Origin of the sequence: Vitiosangium sp. GDMCC 1.1324 (assembly GCF_003044305.1) — a bacterium.
Lineage (GTDB): Bacteria > Myxococcota > Myxococcia > Myxococcales > Myxococcaceae > Archangium.
The window spans coordinates 60,113-80,699 of the sequence record NZ_PZOX01000002.1 but is presented as its reverse complement, the minus strand read 5'-3'; the positions used below and the strand labels follow the sequence as shown (position 1 = coordinate 80,699).

Genomic DNA, 20,587 nt, shown 5'->3' with positions numbered 1-20,587 from the left:
CTGTCAGCCGCGCAGGCGCCGTGCTTCGCGGAAGAATTGGGTGAGGGAGAAGTCCAGCGGAGCATTGCTGCCCTGCAGGTGATGGCGGGCGCGAAGGAAGGGCAGCCAGGCCCTGTCGCCCACCACTACGGCGGCCTCGTCCAGGTTGCGCCGGGGCACCCACTTCCCGCCCAGCTCCTTCACCAGCAGCATGCCGAGGTAGGCGCCGACGGGGATGAGGCGGGTGTCCTTCTCGTACGGGAAACGCCAGCCCCGGGCCGTGCGCCAGGAATCCCAGTCGAGGTGGGGCAGGGACTCGGGCGAGCGGTCCATGACAGAGGGCACTCCTCTGTGCAGCAGGTCGAGGAGTTGCCGGACGTAGGTGTCTTCGTAGAGGGCGATGGCGGCCTGGACGTCGGGCACATCGGACCCGGGCTGCTGGCTGGCGGAAAGCCACTCGGAGACGGGGGGCGGGTGGTACGTGTTGTAGCGCTCGACGACCTGGCGTTGTTGGAAGAGGCCCTCGAACTCCATTTCCTCGAGGAGGATATCGGCCACGTCGGGGTCGAATTGGATGGGGATGGGGGTGAATGTGAGGGAGCGGCGGTGGAGGGTGGCGAGTTCGTCCTCCAGCTTCAAGTCGGGACGGAGGTGGACGAGGGCGCGGGCCTGGGCGAGGCGGGCCTCCTCAGAGGCGAAGTCCACGGGAGTGGGGCGCGTGAGTACGAGCACGGCGCCGTGGGGTAGCTCCTCCACGAGGAAGGCGGGAGTGGACAGCACGCGCTCGCGGCCGATCGACTCCACCAGGTGAGGCCCGTACACGTTGAGCCAATACATCCGTTCCACCCGTGGGGGAATGGGTGGACCGGGATTCTCCGGGTCAGTGTCGAGGATTTGATCGGTGTCGCTATGCGACAGGCCGAAGGAGAGCGGCAGGCGGGAGGCAAGGGCTCTCACCACCGACACCAGCCCGGCAGCGCGTTCCTCTTGCTTTCCGGACTCACAGCACCAAGCGAACGGGATGATTCGGAGTGTCAGGGAAGAAATCGAGCCTTCATCGTCCGTGCTGCCGTGAATGCGGAAGTACGCCTCGGGAACATGGGCGCATTCGAGAGTGATGAAGGTGTGTTCCATGAACCGGAACTCAGGAAATCTGTCATGCATGAGCTGACGCGAGTACTTTCGCTTGCGGCCACGCTCGAACGAGATCCTACCCGGACGCAGTTCCTCATCGATGGATTCAACGACGTCGAGCACGTCGTCCAGACCTTCATGGCCCCGGTCGAACGGGTTGACGGAAGAGAAGAACTCGAAGTCGAGGACGTCCGACTTGTTCCATTCGTCAGGGTGTAGGAGGGACATCATGGAAGTGGATTTCGACATTGATTTTGTTGTTGCTGGGTACCTTGGCGATTTCCTGTTTGAGTCGGAGGGTCAATGTTTCGGAGTCATACACAAGGTGGACTCGGGATACGGGAACGTCTTGCCCGAAGAGCGGATGGCCAGGGCGGCGTACCTGCACGATACCTCCGTACTTCACCTGGGCTTCTTTCACATCCGCCACGACTTGATTGAAGATGTCTTTCTCACTCCAGCCTTTGAAGTCGTGGCTCTTGTTGCTGAAGGTCTCCACGCGCACCCTCAAGCCGGGCCCAATCGTAGCCTCATCCACGGCGATCTGGTCGGGGTAGGTGAGGGAGGTGCTGCCTGGGTGTTTGAGGCCGAGGTTTTCGTCCAGCCGGGGCTTGCGCATGCCGCGCAGCAGGCGCCGGACCATCTCCGGTAGCTCCAATTCTCGCCGCAGCATCTGGCCCACCGAGCCCTGGAACACCGTGCCGCGCCGGAAGTCGGCGCGCATGACGTGGTAGCCCTCCCACTTGAGGGGCGGTTTCGGCTTGAGGGGCGGCTTTGGCGCATTTGGCCGGGCGGAGGGAGGACCCTGGCCGGCCACCTCCGCGTAGCGCTGCTCCCAGTAGGCCACGTACTCGCCCCACAACGTGTCTCCGGCAGTCACGCCCGTGGGCGGGCTCTGCAAGGAGGGGCGGAAGCGGGCGAGCTCGGAGGGCTCCGCCGGGTAGCGGGCCGCGGGGGACGCGGCCTCGGCCTCCGCCAGCCGGGCCTCGAGCACCTCAGCTTCGGTGGTGGCGGCTACGAGTGTCCGCCCCTCGGTGGCGGCCACCATTGCCTTTCCCTCGGCGCTTCCCTCCGCCGCGGCACCTTTCAACTGCCCCTTCACCACGGTGATGGCCAGCAGTGCGCTCACGGACGAGGAGATGAGGGCATTGCGCATGCCGCGCACGCGGGCCCGCTCGGTAAAAGCCGTTCCCATCACCTCGCGCAGGCGCTGCGCCCCAGGCCCATGCGAGGGCAGCAGCCTGTCCAGGAAGCTCCAGTCCGGTTTGCATCCGGGCAGGGGCAGGGCGAGGCAGCGCGGGGACGTCACCTCGTCGGCGATGTACAGGCCGCTGGCGACGAAGGTGCCTTCGATGTGCCGGAACAACTCCTGAGCGCGCGCCTCACCACGCTGCGCGTCGGCGTACACCCGCTCGAGGTGAGAAGGCCGCCGCACGAGGAGGACGGGAGCTTCTTCATTGACTGGCTGCCCCTGGGCATCGCAGTACAGGCCGTAGTCAAAGGGCGGCTCGTCGACGGGCGGAAGGGTGCGGACGTAGGGCTCGTCCTCGGTGCAGCCCGTGCCCGGCGCGGCCAGGGCCAGCACCAGCGGAAGGACAAGCAGGCGAAGCCATCTCATGTCCGCCACATTCCCATGTCGTCACCGCCACCGGAACAGGGATTGTGAGGGCGGTAACCCCATTCACCCGCATGCGGGACAGCGGGGGCGGCCGGAGGCCAGGGGAACGCACGTCTCGCACAGCACATGGAGTCGCTCGTCACAGAGGGCGGGCCGCTCGGTGGTGCCCTGGCAGCCCTCGCAGGGCAGCCGGTCGAACCCCTGGGCTCCCGCCGGCAGCCGCAGCACCAGCTCGCGCGAGCCCTTACGCCGCCTTACGTGGAGTCGCACGCGGGCCACCGGTGCCAGCACCCAGAGAGCCGCCGCCAGCCGGGTGTGCACGCGCAAGGTGAAGCGATCCGCCAGAGCCCTCAGCTTGTTGTCCCGCTCCGCCTGCAGGTGTTGCACCTTGGCCTCCACTGCGGCTCCGTCCACCCTCCGCCGGGGCGCTCGCGCCTCCGCCACCATCGCCGCGTAGTACTCGGCCATACGCTCGTAATCCCTCTCATGCCGCCGGGCCGTCGCCTCTCTCAACCCTCGCAGCGCTCGCTCCTCCTCCGCTGGCGTGTAGCGCGCCAGCCATTGCTCCGCACCGGGGACCACCGTCGGCTCTCGCCACGGCGCTAGTGTTCCCTCGCCGCCCACGTCGCACGCGGTGATGAATCCCTCCTCTGGCACCGCCCCTTCCTGCGCGTGCACCCCCAACGTCACCACCCCTTCGTGCCGCTCGTCCGCCTCGGCCACGTACGCCAGCCACGCCACCAGGTATGTGGCCTCAGCCCCCGCCGCCTCGAGCACCTCGGCCACGCCGTTGCGGATGACGAAACGCTCGGCCAGGCTGCGCGCGTGCCCCACCTTGGGAGCCTGCTCCCTCACGACCCGCGCCGCCGTGATCGGCACCTCCCGCCGGGCGGCCCCCACCACCGCTTCCAGGAGCGGTGTCCCCAGGCCGCACGCCACCGCGTCCTCAGCTCCCACCGCCGACAGCCGCACCTCCTCGGACAGGCCCATCTCCCGGGAGAGCTCCGGCGGTAGCAGCGCCAGCACTTCACCCCCTTGCGCCACTTCCAGGAGCGCCCCCCGTCGCGCGAGCGCCTGGGCCGTGAATGCGAGTGGATCCGGCACCACCCGTACCTCTCCCTCCCTCATGCCTCGAAATCCTTTCCGAAGAGCGCCGCGTCCAGTGCTCGCGTCCGTTCGTACTGCCCGCGCGCCTGTGCCAGCTCTTCCGCGATGGCATCGAAGGCCCGCGCCACTTCCTCCTCACCCCGGGGCTCGGCGTAGATGGAGAGGATGCGCTCCTCCAGGTCGCGCTCGTCGGCGAGGTTGCCCAGCACCATGTCCATCTCCCCCACCACCAGCTCGAAGAGGTGGATGCGCCGGTCCAGCACGTCCAGCACCCGCTCCTCCACCGTCCCCTTCGCGCAGAGGTTGTAGACGCGCACCTCCTCCGTCTGCCCGAAGCGGTGCAGCCGGCCGATGCGCTGTTCAATCACCATGGGATTCCACGGCAGGTCGAAGTTCACCAGCACGTGACAGGACTGGAGGTTGTGCCCCTCGCTGCCCACGTCCGTGGCCAGCAGCACGGGGGCACCGGCGCGGAAGCGCTCGAGGGCCTCGTGCTTCTGTGTCTGGCTCATCCCCCCATGCACCACCTCGCGGGGCACTCCCGCTTCCTCCAGCACCTGCTCCACATAGCCGAGCGTCTCGCGGTAGCGGCTGAAGACGAGCACCTGCTCGCGGTGGGCGCGCAGGATGTCCACCAGGGCCCGGGCCTTGGCTGACGCGCGCACCGTCTCGGCTTGGAGTCCCAAGCGCTCCAGCTCGCGTGCGACGGTGGGTGAGCGTCCGTCCTCTGCGTGGAGGTGGCGCTCGCGCTGGCGGTGCAGGGTCCCGCGTACCGCGGCGGGGCTGGACCCGGCCTCCAGCAACAACGTCGAGGCGGAGAGCCGGGCCCGAGCCTCGCCCGCGTGGCGCTGGAGGAAGCCCAGGACCTCGGTGTACAGGGCGCGCTCGCCTTCCAGCGGCTCCACCGCCACCGTCGTCACGTAGCGCGGCGGCAGCTTCAGCCCGCAGCGGGCCCGGGTGTTGCGGATGAGCACCTCGGACAGCAGGCGCCGCAGCTTCTCCCGGTTGCGTGGCGAGGTGGGGTCCTTCGAGTCCACGTACTGGCGCCGGAAGTCGGTGGGCGTGGCGAGCTGCCCGGGCCGTAGCAGGGTGACGAGGTTGTAGACCTCCTCCAGGTCGTTCTCCACCGGGGTCGCCGTGAGCAGCAGGAGGAAGCGGCTCTTGAGCCCATCCACCAGCTTCCAGGCCAGCGTGCGCCGGTTCTTCACGTGGTGGGCCTCGTCGACGATGACCAGGTCCCACGGCTGTGCCTGGACGAGCGGTGCGTGCCGGGCGCTTCGGGCCTGGGCCAGCGAGGCGATGAGCACCCCCTCGCGTTGCCAGAAGGACTCGGCCGGTGTGCCGGGGGCGTGGTCAGAGAGCGTCTGGGCCTCGAGGCCGGCCTTGGCGGCCAGCTCGCCCTTCCATTGGAGGACGAGCGCGGGCGGCACCAGCACCAGCACCCGGCGCACCATGCCGCGCAACTGGTACTCGCGCAGCACCATGAGTGCCTCCACCGTCTTGCCCAGACCGACCTCGTCGGCGAGCAGGGTGCGGCCCCGGTGCTGGCGCAGCACCCGGCGAACCGTCTCGAGTTGGTAGGCATGGGGCTCCACTCCGTGGAGGGAGGAGAAGGCGAGCAACTCCTCGAACTGCTCGGCGGCCGCGAGGGCATGGGCCCGCAAGGTGTGGGCCACGGCGGCCACGGAGTCCTTTGGATGGGCGAGGAGCGGCGTCAGGGTTTGCTGCTCGAGTGGCGCGAGCTCAAGGCCTGTCTCCAGGGTGCTGTGCATGGCGTTTCCACTCCATCGGGACGCACGGGGGCCTCCAGGACCCATGGGGGAGTCCGTGGTGGGCCGCCCCCGCCAGGGCCGGAGCCTTCATGAGCAGCATAAGACCCTACTCGGGAAGTTCAACCCGGAAGATGACTTCCGAGGGAGGATGGAGGGAAAGCGAACAGGTGGGTCACTCTTCGCCGCGCAGCCGGCGGGCCTCACGGAAGAATTGGGTGAGGGAGTAGTCCAGGGGACCATTGCGCCCCTGCAGGTGATGGCGGGCGCGCAGGAAGGGGAGCCATGCCCTGTCGCCCACCATCACGGCGGCCTCGTCCAGGTTGCGCCGGGGCATCCACTTCCCGCCCAACTGGTACACCAGCAGCATGCCGAGGTAGGCACCGAGAGCGGGAGTGACGAGGGCGCGCTCCTCCTGCGACATGGTGCTGCCCCAGGCCATCCGCCACGCGTTCCAGTCGATGCGGGGCAGGGACTCGGGCGAGCGGTCCATAACGGAGGGCACCTCCGTGTGGAGCCGCGCGAGGAGTCGCTCGGCGTGGAGGCCTTCGTAGCGGTCGATGGCGGCCTCGACGTCTGGCACATCGGGCCAGGGTTGTTGCGCGGCGGGCAGCCACTCGGAGACGGAGGGCGGGTGGTACGCGTTGTAGCGCTCGACGAACGGGCGCTGGAGCAGGAGTCCCTGGAACTCCATCTCCTCCTGGAGGATGTCGGCCACGTCGGGGTCGAACTCGATGGGGATGGGAGTGAAGGCGAGGGAGCGCCGGTGGAGGGTGGAGAGGACGTCCTCCAAATTCAAGTCGGGACGCAGGTGGACGAGGGCGCGAGCCTGGGCGAGGCGGGCCTTCTCGGAGGCGAAGTCCACGGGGGTGGGGTGCGTGAGCACGAGCACGGCGCCGTGGGGCAACTCCTCCACGAGGAAGGCGGGAGTGGATAGCACCCGCTCGCGGCCGAGCGCCTCCACCAATTGAGGCCCGTACACGTTGAGCCAATACATCCGTTCCACCTCAGTCGGGGGATAGGGATGGAGACCGGGATGATCCAGGTCCTTGTCGAGGCCCTGGTCGGTGCCGCTGTGGGCCTGGCCGTAGGAGAGTGGCAGGCGGGCGGCAAGGGCTCGCACCACCGCCACCAGCCCGGCAGCGCGCTCCTCTTGCTTTCCGGGCTCGCGGAACCAAGCGAACGGAATGGATTGAAGTGATAGGGAAAAGCGCGAGCCTTCATCGTCCGTGCTGCCGTGAATACGGAAGTAGGCCTCGGGAACACAGGCGCACCTGAGGAAGAAGGAGGTGTGTTCCATGCTCTGGAACTCGGGAAGGCTCTCATGCATGAGCTGACGCGAGTACTTTGGCTTGCGGTTACGCTCAAACGAGATCCTGCCCGGACGCAGTTCCTCATCGAAGGATTCGATGACGTCGAGCACCTCGTCCAGGCCCTCATGGCCCCGGTCGAACGGGTTGACGAGAGAGAAGAGCTCGAAGTCGAGGACATCCGACTTGTTCCATTCGTCAGGGGGCGGGAGGGACATGGTGGAAGTGGATTTCGACTTTGATTTTATTTTCGTCGAGTTCCTTGACGATTTCCTGCTTGAGGCGGGGCGTCAATGTCTGGTCGTCATACACGAGATGGACCCGGGACACGGGAACGTTCTGGCCGAAGAGCGGATGGCCAGGGCGGCGTACCTGCACGATGCCTCCGTACTTCACCTGGGCTTCTTTCGCATCTGCCACGACTTGCTTGAAGATGTCTTCCTCACTCCAACCCCTGAAATCATGGCTCTTGTTGCTGAATGTCTCCACGCGCACCCTCAAGCCGGGCCCGATGGTGGCCTCGTCCACGGTGAACTGGTCGGGGTAGGTGAGGGAGGTGCTGCCCGGGTGTTTGAGGCCGAGGTTTTCGTCCAGCCGGGGCTTGCGCATGCCGCGCAGCAGGCGCCGGACCATCTCCGGTAGCTCCAACTCCCGCCGCAGCATCTGGCCCACCGAGCCCTGGAACACCGTGCCGCGCCGGAAGTCGGCGCGCATTACGCGATAGCCCTCCCACTTGAGGGGAGGCTTCGGCTTGAGGGGCGGCTTTGGCGCATTTGGCCGGGCGGAGGGAGGACCCTGGCCGGTCACCTCCGCGTAGCGTTGCTCCCAGTAGGCCACGTACTCGCCCCACAACGTGTCTCCGGCAGTCACACCCGTGGGCGGGCTCTGCAAGGAGGGGCGGAAGCGGGCGAGCCCGGAGGGCTCTGCCGGGTAGCGGGCCTCGGTGGACGCGGCCTCGGCCTCCGCCAGCCGGGCCTCGAGCACCTCGGCCTCGGTGGTGGCGGCTACGAGTGTCCGCCCCTCGGTGGCGGCCAGCGTCGCCCTTGCCTCGGCGCTCCCCTCCGCCGCGGCGCCTTTCAACTGCCCCTTCACCACGGTGATGGCCAGCAGTGCGCTCACGGACGAGGTGATGAGGGCGTTGCGCATGCCGCGCACGCGGGCCCGCTCGGTAAAAGCCGTTCCCATCACCTCGCGCAGGCGCTGCGCCCCAGGCCCATGCGAGGGCAGCAGCGTGTCCAGGAAGCTCCAGTCCGGTTTGCATCCGGGCAGGGGCAGGGCGAGGCAGCGCGGAGATGTCACCTCGTCGGCGATGTACAGCCCACTGGAGACGAAGGTGTCCTCGAGCTGGCGGAACACCACCTGGGCGCGTGTCTCACCGTGCTGCGAGTCCGCGTACACCCGCTCCAGGTGAGAAGACCGCCGCACGAGGAGCACGGCGGAGTCCTCGCCCACCAGTTGCCCTTGGGCATCACAGTACAGGCCGTAGTCGAAGGGCGGCTCGTCGACGGGTGGAAGAGTGCGGACGTAGGGCTCGTCCTCGGTGCAGCCCGTGCCCGGCGCGGCAAGGGCCAGCACGAGTGGTAGGGCAAGCAGGCGAAGCCAGCGCATGCCCGCCAGCTTCTCATGCCTCACGGGTTCCCATTCATGATGAGCACTGAACAGTCAGTCCGGCTCCCACCCGCGAAGGAGCGGGGGTGGATCCAACCCGAAATCCCCCTGTCAAAGAGAGCGTGAGCGCCCGCTCCTGGCCTGGCCGGAAGGCCGGACGGGGCGACTTGCGTATGAGGAGAGAAAACCTTGAAGACGACGACGCTTCGCAACCTCTGGGCGGCGGTGGTGGTGCTGGGCCTGGGCACGGGGTGCGGCAACACGGTGCAGGTGAAGGGGCGGGTGACGGACGCGGACGGTACGCAGCCGCAGGCGCTGATCTCAGGAGCGACGACCTTTGGAGGCTCGGGAACGGTGGCGGCGACGTCGCAGGTGCGCGCCAGCACCGTGGGACAGGACGGCAAGCTGACGGTGGTGGCCGAGGGCAAGCTGGATGCGAAGGGCAGCTACACGCTCGATGTGCCCGCAGGCGAGGAGCGCCTGGTGCTGGAGGCGGTGGATGCCTCGGGCAAGGTGGTGGCCTCGGCGCTGCTCGAGGCAACCGCCGAGGGCCAGGACGCGGTGGCGCCGCCCATGGACGGGGAGAGCTCGCTGGAGGCCGATGTCTTCCTGCAGATGGCGGCGGACGCACGGGCGGAGATGGTGGACATGGTGGACGTGCGCGCCCGCATCACCGCCAACATGGCGACGGCGGCGCGGCAGGGGGCATCCACGAGCGAGGCCTTCCGCTCGCGGGTGAAGGCGCTGGCGGATGCGATTCGCGCGGCGCAGCAGGCGGAGCTGGAGATGTACGCGAAGGCGGGGGTGCAGACGAGCCAGTCCGCGCTCTTCGAGGCGGAGCTCTCGGCGGCGGCGGCGCTGAACGTGGCGCTGGACGCGGGCACGTCGGCGGAGCAGGCCTATGACAAGTTCCACGCGGACCTCCAGGCGGCGGCCGAGCGGCTGGGCGCGAAGGTGGAGCAGCAGGCGCAGAGCGAGCGCGCGGCGAGTGCCTCCTTCCGGGCGACGGTGAAGGCGCGGCTGTCGGCGGAGGACGCGAAGCCGCTGGCGGATGCGGCGCTGAGGGCCTCGGCGGGTATTGAGGCGAGGGCCTCGGGAGCGGCGCTGTCGGCCATCCTCGCGGCGGCCAACGCGGCGGATGACGTGAAGCAGCAGGCGGTGACGGCGAGCACCACGCTGCGCACCCAGGTGCGTGCGTCCACGAGCGCGGCGATGGCGGCGCAGGCCTTCGCGAGCTTCGGAGCGAACGTGACGGGGAGCGCGGATCTGCAGGCCTCGGTGCTGGGTCGCTATCTCGGGGTGAACGTGGCGAACCAGCTCGTGGTGAGCGGGGCGGTGCAGGCGACGGTGACGGCGGCGGCGACGCTGGAGGCGACGCTGGACGCGGCGGCCTCGGCGGCGGTGTCTTCGAATGCCGTCGACGTCACGCTGCTGGCCACGAAGACGGCGGAGGCCTACCAGGCCTATGCGACGGCGGTGCGCGCGCAGGCCACCGCGCTGGCCGTGTTCGGCGCGAAGGCCTCGCCCGCGGTGGAGGTGCTGGTGGTCGCCGAGGGCTCCTTCCAGCTCGGCCAGTAGGCGCGGCGCATTCACGAGGACTCCTCGGCTGTTGAAGTCGCGCGGGGACGCAGCCGAGGGGTCACCGAGCCGTCACGAGTCCCGCTGGATGAGCTCCACCTTGTAGCCATCCGGGTCCTCGATGAAGGCAATGACCGTGGTGCCGTGCTTCATGGGACCCGGCTCGCGCACCACCTTGCCCCCGGCCTTGCGGATGGCGTCGCAGGTGGCGTGGATGTCCTGCACGCCGAGGGCGACGTGGCCGTAGGCGTTGCCCAGGTCGTACTTCGAGGTGCCCCAGTTGTAGGTGAGCTCCAGGGCGGGGTGGGTGTCCTCGGGGCCATAGCCCACGAAGGCGAGGGTGAACTTGCCGTCCGGATAGTCCTTGCGGCGCAGCAACTGCATTCCGAGGACGCGGGTGTAGAAGTCGAGCGACTTGTCGAGGTCACCGACGCGCAGCATCGTGTGGAGGATTCGCATGCGCCCTACATAGCGGGCTCGCCCGCGAGTGTCGTGGCCTTCCATGCCTGGAGTCGTCTCTGCAACGCGGTGAGGGCCCAGAGGTCCGCGGGATTGTCCGGTGCCACCGCCGCGAGTGCCCGCTCCAGGTGGGGCAGGGCGCCGGGCTCGCCCCACTCGGACAGCCGGCGCAGGGCGGACAGCGAGGGGCCCACCTCCAGCGCGGCCAGCAGGGTGTGCACCACGCGTGGGCTGCGCTCGCGGCACAGCCGGTCCACCGCCTCGTGCCGCTCCTCGAAGGAGGCGCCGGGGTCCACCAGTACGGCGGAGAGCGCCTGAAAGGTCTCCTCCGGCAGCAGGGGTTGGGGCGCCGGGTGAGGCCAGTGCTCGAGCGTGATGCCGGTGGCGCCAGCCGCGCTGCACTCGCGCTTCACTCCGTCCGAGCCGAACAGGTCCAGCAGCCGTCCCGGGGAGGGCAGGCCCACCTCCAGCACTCGCTGGGCCCGCTCGGTGAGCATGGCCGAGTGCCCGAGCAGATGGATGCGCAGCACGGACACCTCCTCCTGTGCGCAGGCCTCCTTCTCCACCCGCTTCCACTTCACGAAGACCTCGGCGAGCCCCCGCTCGTGCACGTACCAGCGGTATTCCAGCCACACGGCGCTCAGGCGCTTGTCGAAGCGGAGGTCCTCGGGCTCGTACATCCGGGCGGCGCCCTCCTTCATACCCAGGAAGGAGGTGTCCAGCAGCGCCTGCGCGTGGCTCAGTCGCATGGGGGCTTGGAGCAGTGTGTCACGCCCGCGCGGTGGAGGAGAAGCGGGCGCCAGGGACGAGTTGGCTCGACGTCGCCGGGCGGGACGGCTTTACTTCACGGGGGTGGCACCGTGGTGCCCTTCATTCCCAGGAGGAACTCGATGGCGGATGGCGACAAGGTGAATCTGGCGACGCTCGGCGCCGAGGCGGAGTTGGTGCAGCTCGGGACGGCGGTGGCCGACGTGCTGGCGAAGCTGAACGAAGTGACCGCGCAGCAGCAGCGGAGCATCCTGCAGCTCGTCGTGGACGCGCGGATGGCCTGCGAGGCCGTGCGGGGTCCTTCCCCCGAGCCGAAGTCCGCCTCACTCCCGCCCATCGAGCCGGCGCAGCCCGTGCCCCATGTGGAGAAGGCCCAGGAGTCGGGCTCGCGGGACATCCACCCGGACGAGGCGCGGGCTCGGGCCCTGGCCTCCGTCTACGAGGCGGCGGCGCAGGCGCTCGGTCTGGCCTTCCACAACGCGGTGGTCAATCAGCAGCAACTCAACGTGTTGGGGCAGGCGGCGCTGAGCCAGTCCGCGGTGCACGTGCTCTCGGCCGGCTCCTCGAGCGAGTCGCAGCCGGTGGGCGTCCTCAAGGCGGGCTGAGCCCTGGAGACGTGAGGCGCACGCCGGAGGATGCGGCTCAGCGCCGGGTGAGTGACACGGGGGCGCTCCATGCCAGTTGGGAGAGACCGCCCTCCGTGCCGAAGAGGACGCTGCCCTCCTCCACGAGGAGGGCATGCACTCGCGGATCCGCGAGCCGTGGCAACGGGTGGACCGTGCCGCTCGCCGCGTCGTAGTGCGCCGCGCCCAGCAGTGTGCCAATCAGCGCGCCTCCGGGTACCAGCGCCGCGGACACCACATAGCGGCTCGGCAGGCCCTCGGCGTCACGCACTCGTGTCCAGCGCTCGCCGTCGAAGTAGCTGAAGCCGTCCTGGCACGAGCCCACCACCGCGCGGCCCTCCGCGTCCGCCGAGAGCGCCGTCACCCAGTTGTCCGTGAGGTCCTTCCCATCGTGGAAGCGTTTCCACTGCGCGCCGTCCCAGCGCAGGAGGCCCCGGTCCTCGCTCGCCACCCAGAGGTAGCGCCCGGCGCCATCCGCTCCCGCGACGTGGGTGCTCCAGCCCTCCGGCAGTTGCAGCCGCTTCGCCAGCTCGAGCGGCTGGCTCGCCCGCTTCACGAAGGAGGCGCCACGCCCGTCCACCAGGGCGACACCGTCCTCCGTGTCCGCCACCGCCGCCAGTACCGTCAGCTTGCCGAGTGCTACCGGGTTGCGGCCACCGTAGGCCATCGGCGTCCACGTCTTCCCGTCATAGAGGCCGAGCCCGTACATCGTGGCCACGTAGAGGTTGCGCCCGTCGCTCGCCAGGCCCAGCACGTGGTTGCTCGGGAGGTTCGGCGCGCGGAACGTCCTCCACCGCCCATCGGGCAGCTCCCAGCACACGCCCTTGTCGAAGGTGCCCACCACCCGCTGTCCCTGGTGCCGAGTCAGCGCGGTGATGTGGTTGCCACAGAGCTGGCCCGTGGGCGTCACCCGCTTCCATTCCTTGCCCTGGCGCCGGAAGACGCCCTGGTCGCGAGTGCCCGCCCATGCCACGCCCTTCACCTCGAGCGTGCTCGTGGTCCCCGAGGGCAGTGCCTGGGGCTCTCCCGAGCTCGCGCCCCAGCGCCGTGCCTCGCCCTCACCGCCGAGTACCCGCGTCCCGCTGTCCGGGCCCGTGGCGTACGCGAGCGGTCCCACCGGCACGGGGAGTGACACGAGCCCGTCGGGCCCGAGCGTGAAGGCGCCCTCGGTGGTGCCCACGCGCAGGGAGTCACCCGCCTCCTCCAGCAGCAGCACCTGCCCCGGTACCGTCCACATGCGCCCCGAGGCCGGAGCCATCACCCGCCCGTCCGCCGTACCGAGGTAGCGCTCGGTGAAGGCCGTGTACGTGGGGCCCGCGGGCAGCCGCTCCGAGAGCCAGCCGAGCGCCGCGCGGTAGACCTCCGCATTCATTCCACCCGCCGCTGGCAGCGCGTACCACTTCGCCCCTACCGCCAGCTCCACCCGCCAGCGGTTGTCCACCACCACCACGCCCTCGTCCGTGGCCGCGAAGAGCCGGTCGCCCGCGACCTCGAGCGCGCGGCAGAAGTGGCTCGGCAGACCGTCCTCCACCGTCAGTGTGCGCACCGGGCGGCCCGCGCGGGTGAAGAGCTCGAGGCCTCCCTCGGTACAGGCCACCACGTGGTCGTTGTACGCGGCGAGGTCATGCACCGTCTCGGTGTTGGTGACGGTGGCGGAGAGCAGGGCGGCGGTCAGGGTGGCGAGCATCATGCCTGGGTGCATTGCGAGGCCCGGGCCAGCGTGCATCCCCGCGAAATCACGTAGGGGTGTCCGCTTCCAGCCGCGAGGTGTGGCCGGGCACCATCACCGATGCGCCCCTGCTCGAGACGCAACGAGCTCCTCGGCGGAGTGGGGGCCGAGGAGCTCGTTCACGGGACCGCGGGGTTACTCCTACTCCGCGACGGTGAGGGCGACGCGAATCTTCTCGCGGCGTTCGAAGCGGTTGCCAGCGGCATCCCGGGCCACGAGCACCAGCTCGTACTCCCCCGGCTCGGTGCCCTCGGGCACCCGCAGCTCGCGGGAGAAGCGCAGGCCATCCCGCGTCTCCAGGAGGAGCTGCTCGTCACCGAAGAGCTCGCCGTAGAGGCTCAGCTCCCGGGTGGCCTCCACCGCGTCCACCTCCAGCCGCAGCGTCTGGCCCGGCGCCAGCAGCCGTGAGGACAGCGTCACCTCGAAGTCGTTGCCCTGGGAGTCCAGCCGGTAGCGCACCTCGCGCCGGCGCACCGTGCCGTCCTTCATCTCCACGGCCACCAGCACGTCGTAGTACCCGTCCTTCACGAAGAGGGGCACGAGGAAGCGGCCCCGCCAGAAGCCCGAGACGGTGTCATAGGTGAGCGGCTTCACCAGGCCGAAGGGGAAGTAGGCCGTCACGCGGCGCGCGTTCCTCGGCGCCACCACGGAGATGATGGGGTCCCCGGGCGGAATCTCCTCGCGGCTCAGCTCTCCAAAGACGCCCGTGTACGAAGTGCCCTCTGGCAGCTCCACCGGCACCAGCTCGCGCACCGAGTCGCCACCCGGCTGGGTGCGCGCCACCTCCTCCACCGCGACGAACGAGGTGTACTTGCTCATCAGCCCGTACTGGAGCGCCGTGGCGGTGATGGCCTGGACGACCTCGGGCTTCTCGCCGCGGTAGTTCTCCACGGACAGCTCCTCAATCCGCTGGCGTGCCCACAGGCTGCGCAGCGCCGAGTGCTCCGGCGCGGACTCGGGGAAGGAGAGGGGCACCTCGAAGTGGCGCTCCTGCCCGCGCACGCGGCCGGTGATGCGCAGCAGGCCCTGGCCCGTGCCATGGAACCTGCCCACGAGGAACAGCGGCTGGCCGCTGAAGAGGTCCGGCATGACGCGCGGGTAGACGTCCGACACCGGCAGCCCGTCCGTGTCCACACGCACCGAGGTCAGCACGGGCCCGCGGATGCGCGACTCGAACTCACGGGCCACTTCCTCCTCGGGGCGGCGGAGATTGACGAAGGTGGAGGCTCCACGGCCCACCTCGCCCATCTTCGTGACGAGGTAGCGGTTGACGTCGTTGCCCACGCCCACGCTGAAGACGCGCGTCTCCTCGCGCAGGTGCTGCTGGAGGGTGCCCAGCACCTGGTCATCGCCGCCGATGAAGCCGTCCGTCATGAGCAGCACCATGCGCAGACGCTTCGGGTCATTGGGGGGCACCATGGCCTCCTGGGCCGCCACGCCCACGTCCGTGCCGCCACCGCCCCAGAAGTTGGCCACGTAGGGCAGGGCGCGCGTCACGTTCTCCGGCGTGGCCGGCACCGCGGCGGGAGCGAACTTCGTCACCTGCGTGTCGAAGTTGAGCACCTGGAAGGTGTCCTCGGGGTTCAGGTGGCGCAGCACCTCGGCGGTGATGGCCTTGGACTTCTCGATGGGTTGCCCGGACTGCGAGCACGAGGTGTCGAGCACCAGGTACAGCTCGCGCGGCACCACCTCCTCCTGCTTCGGCTCCAGCTGCGGGTTGAGGAGCACGAGGAAGTAGCCCTCCTCGGCGCCGGGCTCGCGGTGCACCAGCACGGCGGGGCGGATGAGCGCGTCGGCCACGCGGTACTCCAGGGTGAAGGTCTTGTTGGGAATGCGGTCGTCCGCGGCCAGCTCCACCTGGGCGCGGCTCGAGCCCGTGCGCGTCACCGTCACCCGGTGCGAGGTGGAGCGCAGCTCATGCACGGGCACTCCCGCGTCCAGGCGCACGGTGAGGTGGATGTCGTGGCCGCTGCGCAGCTCGGGCGGCAGCACCGGCGGGGTGATGCGGCTGGCGTCCGGGACGGTGGTGGTGTCCGGCGCGGTGCCCTCGCCCTGGCGGAAGGCCAGGGGCTCGCCGCCGATGAATCGCGGGCCCACCGTCATGGGGAAGTTGAAACGGTATTGGCCATTCTCGTAGACGAGCCGCTCCACGTAGTGGATGCGCACGCGGATCTCCTCACCCGGGAGGATGTTGGCCACGGCCTGGGTGAAGAGGTTGGGCCGCTCCTGGTCGAGCAGCGCGGCCGTCTTCCCCTCGGCGCGGGCGCGCTCGTAGGTGTCGCGTGCCTGCTCGCGCGTCTGGATGACGCCGCGGATGACGCGCTGGCCGACCACGAGCTCCATCGCATCCACCGCGGCCTTCTCCGGCAGCGGGAAGACGTAGAGGGCCTCGAGCGGCGCGGTGTAGGGATTCTCGAAGACCTGGGTGACGCTGACGCTGGCGAGGAAGCCGCTCACCTCGGCGTCCACCTCGGTGCGCTTCAGGCTGAAGTGCTGGGGCTGGGACTCGGGGCAGCCCTGGGTGTCGGCGTTGCGGCGCAGCTTCGCCACCAGCGTGCCCTGGGTGATGGCCCCGGAGCTCAGGGGCGAGGCGGGAGCGGGGCAGGGCGTCCGCGGCGCTTCCCCCTCCTGGGCGGAAGCGGGAACGGACAGAAGACAGACGAAGAGCGCGGCGAGGGCGGCTCGCATGGGATTCCTCGGACTGGATGGGTACGCTCCAGGGGAATGCAGTCAGCGGGCCAGGGCTTGCGTCGCGGTAAGTGCGCGGAAGGACTGGGCCGGGTGGAGCGGGAGGCCCGTGTTCCCGAGGGCCTCGCATGAGCTGTGGCTTCCCGGCCGCACTCGCATAGCGTGCGCGCCCATGCGACGACTCTCACTGCTCACGGCTGGAGTATTGATGATGTCCGGATGCGCCGCCCCCACCGCGGCACAGCGGGCGACGACTTCGGAGGAGGAAGTGCTGCTGCGCACGGACCGCGACTTCAACGCGGCCACGCAGGCCCGGGGGGTGGAGGGCTGGGTCTCCTTCTTCGCGGAGAACGGCTCGATGGTGCGGCCCAAGGGTCCCATCACCGGCCACGAGGCCATCCGCGCGGCGGTCACGCCGGGCTTCACCCACCCGGATGTGTCGCTCACCTGGGAGCCCCAGCACGCGGAAATCACCCCGGGAGGGAGGCTCGGCTACACCACGGGCCGCTACCTCAGCGTGCACAAGGACGAGAGCGGCAAGCGCGTGGAGGCACGCGGCACGTACATGAACTTCTGGCAGAAGCAGCCGGATGGCTCGTGGAAGGTGATGGTGGACATCGGTGACCCGGACGAGGCGCCGCCACCTCCCACGAAGCCCCAGTGAGGCGTCCGGGTTACTCGGCGAGCGCCTTGTCGAGCGCGGTCTTCAGCTCGGTGCTCTCGGGCGTCACCGAGCTGGGGAAGGCGGCGCGCACCTGGCCGTCCTTGCCCACCACGTACTTGTGGAAGTTCCACTTGGGCTCGCCATGCTTGCGCGCGAGGAACTCGTAGATGGGGGACTGGCCCGCGCCCTTGGTCTTCACCTTCTCGAGCATGGGGAAGGTGACCTTGTAGCGGAGCTCGCAGAACTTGGCGATCTGCTCGGCGCTGCCGGGCTCCTGGCCGCCGAAGTCATTGGAGGGGATGCCGAGCACCACCACGCCCTTGTCCTTGTACTCGCCCCAGAGCTTCTCGAGGCCCGCGTACTGGGGCGTGTAGCCGCACTCGGAGGCGGTGTTCACCACGAGCACCACCTTGCCCTTGTACTCGGAGAGGTTCACGGCCTGGCCATTGAGGCGCTTGGACTGCAAGTCATGGAAGGACATCACACGCTCCGCGGAAACGGCGGCGGTGCCCAGGAGGAGGGCCGCCGCGGTGAGGAACAGCAGTCGGGTGGTCATGACCCCCAGGATGCCTGATTCCGGCGCGCGTTTCGCGGCTCGCTAGTCGAGGAACCGGCGCTCCCAGCGGCGCAGGTCTTCGGCAGTGAAGTCGGGCGAGGCGCCGCGCGTCTCATGATAGAGCCAGGGCTCCAGGACGCGCGCCAGCTCCCGGTAGGCGGGGAGCGTACGGCCCTGTTCGGTGTCCCCCGCGTCTGGCCAGGGGCCGAGCGTGACGACGGCGCGCTCCCCCTCCATCTCCTGGACGGTGGTGCCCGGTGAGGACAGGCGCGAGCGCAGGCCCGCCGCGCCGCCCAGCTCGCCCAGCACGGGCTGCCCCAGGAAGGTGAGCCAGGAGGGGCCGCGTACTCGGGTGCCGAGGTGCCAGGAGTGCCAGCCCGGATCGGGGATGTCCATGCCGGGATAGCGGAAGCACAGCTCTCGGATTCTCCTCCGGATGCCGAGCAGGGTCAGCTGGCCATTGAAGGCGAGGCCCACCTGTCCGAAGCAGAAGGGCAGGGGGGCGGCCAGTTGTAGTGCCAGTTCGCGCAACCGGTTTGGTCCGTGCTCCTCCAGGTATTCGGTGGGAAGCCAGAAGCTCACCGCGCAGGACGCATCCGGTTCGTAGTTCACGGCGGGGGTGCCGAGCGGTTTGCCGTGATAGTCGAAACAGTACCGTTCCTCACGGCTGGTCTCATCATCGTGCAGCTGGATGAGGCGATCTTCGTCCTCGAGCAATTCACGCCGGATGCGCTTCCACCCGGCGTCGTCGAGCACCTGCCTGTATCCTTCATCGTCCACGTAGGTGCCGAGCGCCCCTGGCCCTACCGCATTCAGGTAGGTTTCCAACGAGTGAAGCACTCCCCGCACTATCTCCTGGTGGGGGTGGCGGATGTAGAAGCAGAGGTTCAGGCTGTCGCGGAGGATGCTATATCCGGCCGGCCCGTAGACGCGGATGCGTGGATGATGTTCGCTCATGGCGTGACTCCCACCCAGGGGAGGATTGCCTGGGGTTCAACTCCCAGGGCTTCCTCATACACCGTGTTTTGCAAGCGGTCAGCATGAGGCCCTTTTTTATACTTGCACCAGGGGACTGTATCAGTGTTCACGCAGGGGAACTTGAAATCATACACGGCCTGAGGCAGGAGCGGATCTCCCGGGTGGATGACGATGTCTGGCTTGATCGTACCGCTCAGCTCGCTGTAGCAGCCCTCCTCCAGCAGAGCCTGCTCCTTCTCGGGGCTGATCAGTTCGCGCTGCCCGTTCTCCTTGTTGTAGCGGTAGCGTGGCTCCAGGCTGAAACCGCCCGGGCGCAATGCACTCAACTCCAGCTGGGCACATTCGAACGCGACCCGGTGCATCTCCTCGCCGAAGAACATGGCTCGCGTTCTGACCCTGCCCCTGAACGTCTTCTCCTCGCGGCATTCAGCCGCGGTGGGACTCCTGCCGTCCATGTATTGGAGGAGCACCTTCTCGCGTGCCTTGTTGGCGCATTCCTTCAGCTTCTGTTCGATGGATGTTCTCTGCTTTTCATTCAGCAGCACCGCGACCGCGGTGGCCGATGCGCCGAACTCGGCCAGATGTTGCGCGGCCTGCGGTACGACGATTTCCTCTCCGGCCACACGAGCGCACAAGGCCGGTTGGGTCCTGCAAGAGTTCGATGCCGAGTCGAAGGACTGCGCGTAGTGGCTCGGGGTTCCGTAGCCCACCACTCCAACATGGCAGGACGTGAGGAGCACGCTGGTGAGCAATACTCCAGTCAATGGCCGGAACGCAGGTCTGGTTCTGTCCTTGCGGCGTTGTCCCCTGTGGGTGTCGAGCTCGGAGGGGGTGTGGCGCTTGTGGATGAGCGACTCGGTCTTTGTCTTCTTGAAGGGCATGGCGGAGTGGCGCCGATGCTATAGAGGGCTTGCCGTGGCGGGACAAGAAACGGGGGTGATTCCAGAGGGGCGGCTCACGCGTGGGCCGGATGGGAGCTCCGGGGTGGCAGGGGAGGCCGCGAGGTCTGCCGTGCACGGCGCGCCAGGGGGAGGCCAAACCACAGTCCATAGCAGGCCACGAGGCATACGGCCGCGGCGGTCAGGGCCATCGGCACCGAGCCCATCACCTTGCGCACCACCACGTAGAGGTCTCCGGAGAGCCCGAGCGCGAGCGGCACGAGCGATGCGATCACGACGCGGCTGGCGAAGCGATGGAAGTGCTCCGTCTCCTCTCCCCGCTCGACGATGCGGTGGTAGGCCGCCGGGGTCATCAGGAGGATGGTGCTGAGCACCACCAGCGCGAGGCTCGCCAGGTGCACGAGCTTCGAGGAGGCCGGCAGTTCGTCGAAGGCCCGCATCAAGATGATGACGAACTGGAAACCCAGCAGGGCCTGGGCCCCTGGGAGGATGACGCGGGCCTCGGTGAGCACATGGCGGATCTTGTCTTCGATTCCCGTCTTCCCCTCGGCCTGCTCTGGGTTGCTCATGTCCTGTCTCCGCTGGATGTCGGGCGCGTACCTGTGCCGCTGTACTTCCTCGAGCCCGTAGAGGAGGACGAGCGACACCCCTGCTCCGCCGAGCCCCAAGGCCAGTCCCCCCGTGCGTCCCAGCACCTTCTCCCCCGCGACGAACAGGTTGATGCCCAACGCCACCGAGATGGGCAGCAAGGTGGGCCACATCAGGCTCGAGATCGTGCGGAGGAAGCCGGGGGTGTCCTCACCGCGTTCGACGATGCGGTGCCAGGCGCTCAGGGTGACGAGCAGGGCGAAGGTCATCAGCAGCAGGCCCAGGTCCACCAGCAGCAACCGCTGTGAGGTGGCGGGAAGCTCCGGGAAGCGGTCCTCGAAGATGAGGCGGAACCCGAAGCCGATGAGCACCTGGGTTCCCAGGATGAGGATGCGGGCTTCGTCGAGCCCGTTCTGGATCTTGTTCTTCAGCTCGGCCATTCGGGTTCCCTGTCACGAGCGTGTGAATGCCCTCGGACGACCGCAAGTCACGCTCCCGCCGGAGGAGCCTGGTAGGTGAGTGCTCTCCTGTG

The 20,587-nt window shown here is 68.7% G+C and carries 18 protein-coding genes; 4 read left to right on the top strand and 14 right to left on the bottom strand.

Annotated elements, in window-relative coordinates; genetic code table 11:
* Nucleotides 1-3: 3 nt before the first annotated feature.
* Nucleotides 4-936 (bottom strand): hypothetical protein, encoded by a 933-nt coding sequence (locus DAT35_RS04800; protein WP_233261306.1) that lies wholly within the window; start codon nt 934-936, stop codon nt 4-6.
* Nucleotides 937-1,077: 141 nt separating this feature from the next.
* Between DAT35_RS04800 and DAT35_RS60495 the strand changes: the two genes are divergently transcribed.
* Nucleotides 1,078-1,332 (top strand): hypothetical protein, encoded by a 255-nt coding sequence (locus tag DAT35_RS60495; protein WP_233261305.1) that lies wholly within the window; start codon nt 1,078-1,080, stop codon nt 1,330-1,332.
* Here the strand turns inward: DAT35_RS60495 and DAT35_RS04795 are convergent.
* The 5 genes from DAT35_RS04795 to DAT35_RS04775 form a co-directional block, all read right to left on the bottom strand.
* Nucleotides 1,322-2,731 carry a hypothetical protein gene (locus tag DAT35_RS04795; protein ID WP_146209567.1) on the bottom strand — a complete coding sequence of 470 codons (1,410 nt, stop codon included), beginning with the start codon at nt 2,729-2,731 and terminating at the stop codon, nt 1,322-1,324. The two genes, DAT35_RS60495 and DAT35_RS04795, sit on opposite strands and share 11 nt — an antisense overlap.
* Nucleotides 2,732-2,794: 63 nt before the next feature.
* Nucleotides 2,795-3,859, bottom strand: a complete 1,065-nt coding sequence (locus tag DAT35_RS04790; RefSeq protein ID WP_108065722.1) for an RING finger protein — start codon at nt 3,857-3,859, stop codon at nt 2,795-2,797.
* Nucleotides 3,856-5,610 (bottom strand): DEAD/DEAH box helicase, encoded by a 1,755-nt coding sequence (locus DAT35_RS04785; protein WP_108065721.1) that lies wholly within the window; start codon nt 5,608-5,610, stop codon nt 3,856-3,858. Before DAT35_RS04785 ends, DAT35_RS04790 begins: the two co-directional genes overlap by 4 nt.
* Nucleotides 5,611-5,782: 172 nt before the next feature.
* The gene (locus DAT35_RS04780) at nt 5,783-7,135 is read right to left on the bottom strand and encodes a hypothetical protein (protein ID WP_108065720.1); all 1,353 of its coding nucleotides are present in this window, start codon (nt 7,133-7,135) and stop codon (nt 5,783-5,785) included.
* Complete coding sequence (locus tag DAT35_RS04775; protein WP_146209566.1) at nt 7,116-8,525, bottom strand: hypothetical protein; 1,410 nt, start codon at nt 8,523-8,525, stop codon at nt 7,116-7,118. The genes DAT35_RS04780 and DAT35_RS04775 overlap by 20 nt, the downstream gene beginning before the upstream one ends.
* 189 nt (nt 8,526-8,714) lie before the next feature.
* Between DAT35_RS04775 and DAT35_RS58775 the strand changes: the two genes are divergently transcribed.
* A complete protein-coding gene (locus DAT35_RS58775) occupies nt 8,715-10,103 on the top strand; it encodes a hypothetical protein (RefSeq protein WP_158501551.1) in 1,389 nt (462 codons plus the stop codon).
* A gap of 72 nt (nt 10,104-10,175) precedes the next feature.
* Here the strand turns inward: DAT35_RS58775 and gloA are convergent, their stop codons facing one another.
* Together gloA and DAT35_RS04760 are read right to left on the bottom strand one after the other, a co-directional pair.
* Nucleotides 10,176-10,562 (bottom strand): lactoylglutathione lyase, encoded by a 387-nt coding sequence (gene gloA / locus DAT35_RS04765; RefSeq protein WP_108065718.1) that lies wholly within the window; start codon nt 10,560-10,562, stop codon nt 10,176-10,178.
* A gap of 5 nt (nt 10,563-10,567) precedes the next feature.
* Nucleotides 10,568-11,311, bottom strand: coding sequence for a hypothetical protein (locus DAT35_RS04760; RefSeq protein ID WP_108065717.1), 744 nt, complete (start codon nt 11,309-11,311; stop codon nt 10,568-10,570).
* A gap of 141 nt (nt 11,312-11,452) precedes the next feature.
* Here DAT35_RS04760 and DAT35_RS04755 point away from each other — a divergent pair, with 141 nt between their 5' ends.
* Nucleotides 11,453-11,935 (top strand): RebB family R body protein, encoded by a 483-nt coding sequence (locus DAT35_RS04755; protein ID WP_108065716.1) that lies wholly within the window; start codon nt 11,453-11,455, stop codon nt 11,933-11,935.
* A 37-nt stretch (nt 11,936-11,972) separates the two neighbouring features.
* On the opposite strand, the gene DAT35_RS04750 is transcribed toward DAT35_RS04755, so the two are convergent.
* On the bottom strand, nt 11,973-13,643 hold the full coding sequence (locus DAT35_RS04750; protein WP_108065715.1) for a hypothetical protein: 1,671 nt from the start codon (nt 13,641-13,643) through the stop codon (nt 11,973-11,975).
* A 180-nt stretch (nt 13,644-13,823) separates the two neighbouring features.
* Nucleotides 13,824-16,370, bottom strand: coding sequence for a VIT domain-containing protein (locus DAT35_RS04745; RefSeq protein ID WP_108065714.1), 2,547 nt, complete (start codon nt 16,368-16,370; stop codon nt 13,824-13,826).
* Nucleotides 16,371-16,578: 208 nt separating this feature from the next.
* On the opposite strand from DAT35_RS04745, the gene DAT35_RS58770 reads away from it, so the two are divergent.
* The gene (locus DAT35_RS58770; protein WP_158501550.1) at nt 16,579-17,034 is read left to right on the top strand and encodes a DUF4440 domain-containing protein; all 456 of its coding nucleotides are present in this window, start codon (nt 16,579-16,581) and stop codon (nt 17,032-17,034) included.
* 10 nt (nt 17,035-17,044) lie between these two features.
* On the opposite strand, the gene DAT35_RS04735 is transcribed toward DAT35_RS58770, so the two are convergent.
* The 4 genes from DAT35_RS04735 to DAT35_RS04720 all read right to left on the bottom strand — a co-directional run bounded on the left by DAT35_RS04735 (nt 17,045) and on the right by DAT35_RS04720 (nt 20,495).
* On the bottom strand, nt 17,045-17,590 hold the full coding sequence (locus DAT35_RS04735) for a glutathione peroxidase (protein WP_233261304.1): 546 nt from the start codon (nt 17,588-17,590) through the stop codon (nt 17,045-17,047).
* A gap of 42 nt (nt 17,591-17,632) precedes the next feature.
* Complete coding sequence (locus DAT35_RS04730) at nt 17,633-18,547, bottom strand: DUF3396 domain-containing protein (RefSeq protein ID WP_108065713.1); 915 nt, start codon at nt 18,545-18,547, stop codon at nt 17,633-17,635.
* On the bottom strand, nt 18,544-19,449 hold the full coding sequence (locus DAT35_RS04725; RefSeq protein ID WP_146209565.1) for a hypothetical protein: 906 nt from the start codon (nt 19,447-19,449) through the stop codon (nt 18,544-18,546). Before DAT35_RS04725 ends, DAT35_RS04730 begins: the two co-directional genes overlap by 4 nt.
* 74 nt (nt 19,450-19,523) lie before the next feature.
* Nucleotides 19,524-20,495 (bottom strand): DUF6328 family protein, encoded by a 972-nt coding sequence (locus DAT35_RS04720; RefSeq protein ID WP_108065711.1) that lies wholly within the window; start codon nt 20,493-20,495, stop codon nt 19,524-19,526.
* Between the last annotated feature and the right edge of the window lie 92 nt (nt 20,496-20,587).

Excerpts from the sequence above, each read along its gene's own strand:
- DAT35_RS04790 (WP_108065722.1), bottom strand. The coding sequence starts at position 3,859 with ATGAGGGAGGGAGAGGTACGGGTGGTGCCGGATCCACTCGCATTCACG.
- DAT35_RS04725 (WP_146209565.1), bottom strand. The coding sequence starts at position 19,449 with ATGCCCTTCAAGAAGACAAAGACCGAGTCGCTCATCCACAAGCGCCAC.
- DAT35_RS04795 (WP_146209567.1), bottom strand. The coding sequence starts at position 2,731 with ATGAGATGGCTTCGCCTGCTTGTCCTTCCGCTGGTGCTGGCCCTGGCC.
- DAT35_RS04780 (WP_108065720.1), bottom strand. The coding sequence starts at position 7,135 with ATGTCCCTCCCGCCCCCTGACGAATGGAACAAGTCGGATGTCCTCGAC.
- DAT35_RS04745 (WP_108065714.1), bottom strand. The coding sequence starts at position 16,370 with ATGCGAGCCGCCCTCGCCGCGCTCTTCGTCTGTCTTCTGTCCGTTCCC.
- DAT35_RS60495 (WP_233261305.1), top strand. The coding sequence starts at position 1,078 with ATGGGCGCATTCGAGAGTGATGAAGGTGTGTTCCATGAACCGGAACTC.
- DAT35_RS04755 (WP_108065716.1), top strand. The coding sequence starts at position 11,453 with ATGGCGGATGGCGACAAGGTGAATCTGGCGACGCTCGGCGCCGAGGCG.
- DAT35_RS04720 (WP_108065711.1), bottom strand. The coding sequence starts at position 20,495 with ATGGCCGAGCTGAAGAACAAGATCCAGAACGGGCTCGACGAAGCCCGC.
- DAT35_RS04735 (WP_233261304.1), bottom strand. The coding sequence starts at position 17,590 with ATGACCACCCGACTGCTGTTCCTCACCGCGGCGGCCCTCCTCCTGGGC.
- DAT35_RS04785 (WP_108065721.1), bottom strand. The coding sequence starts at position 5,610 with ATGCACAGCACCCTGGAGACAGGCCTTGAGCTCGCGCCACTCGAGCAG.
- gloA (WP_108065718.1), bottom strand. The coding sequence starts at position 10,562 with ATGCGAATCCTCCACACGATGCTGCGCGTCGGTGACCTCGACAAGTCG.
- DAT35_RS04730 (WP_108065713.1), bottom strand. The coding sequence starts at position 18,547 with ATGAGCGAACATCATCCACGCATCCGCGTCTACGGGCCGGCCGGATAT.
- DAT35_RS04750 (WP_108065715.1), bottom strand. The coding sequence starts at position 13,643 with ATGATGCTCGCCACCCTGACCGCCGCCCTGCTCTCCGCCACCGTCACC.
- DAT35_RS04775 (WP_146209566.1), bottom strand. The coding sequence starts at position 8,525 with ATGCGCTGGCTTCGCCTGCTTGCCCTACCACTCGTGCTGGCCCTTGCC.
- DAT35_RS04760 (WP_108065717.1), bottom strand. The coding sequence starts at position 11,311 with ATGCGACTGAGCCACGCGCAGGCGCTGCTGGACACCTCCTTCCTGGGT.
- DAT35_RS58770 (WP_158501550.1), top strand. The coding sequence starts at position 16,579 with ATGATGTCCGGATGCGCCGCCCCCACCGCGGCACAGCGGGCGACGACT.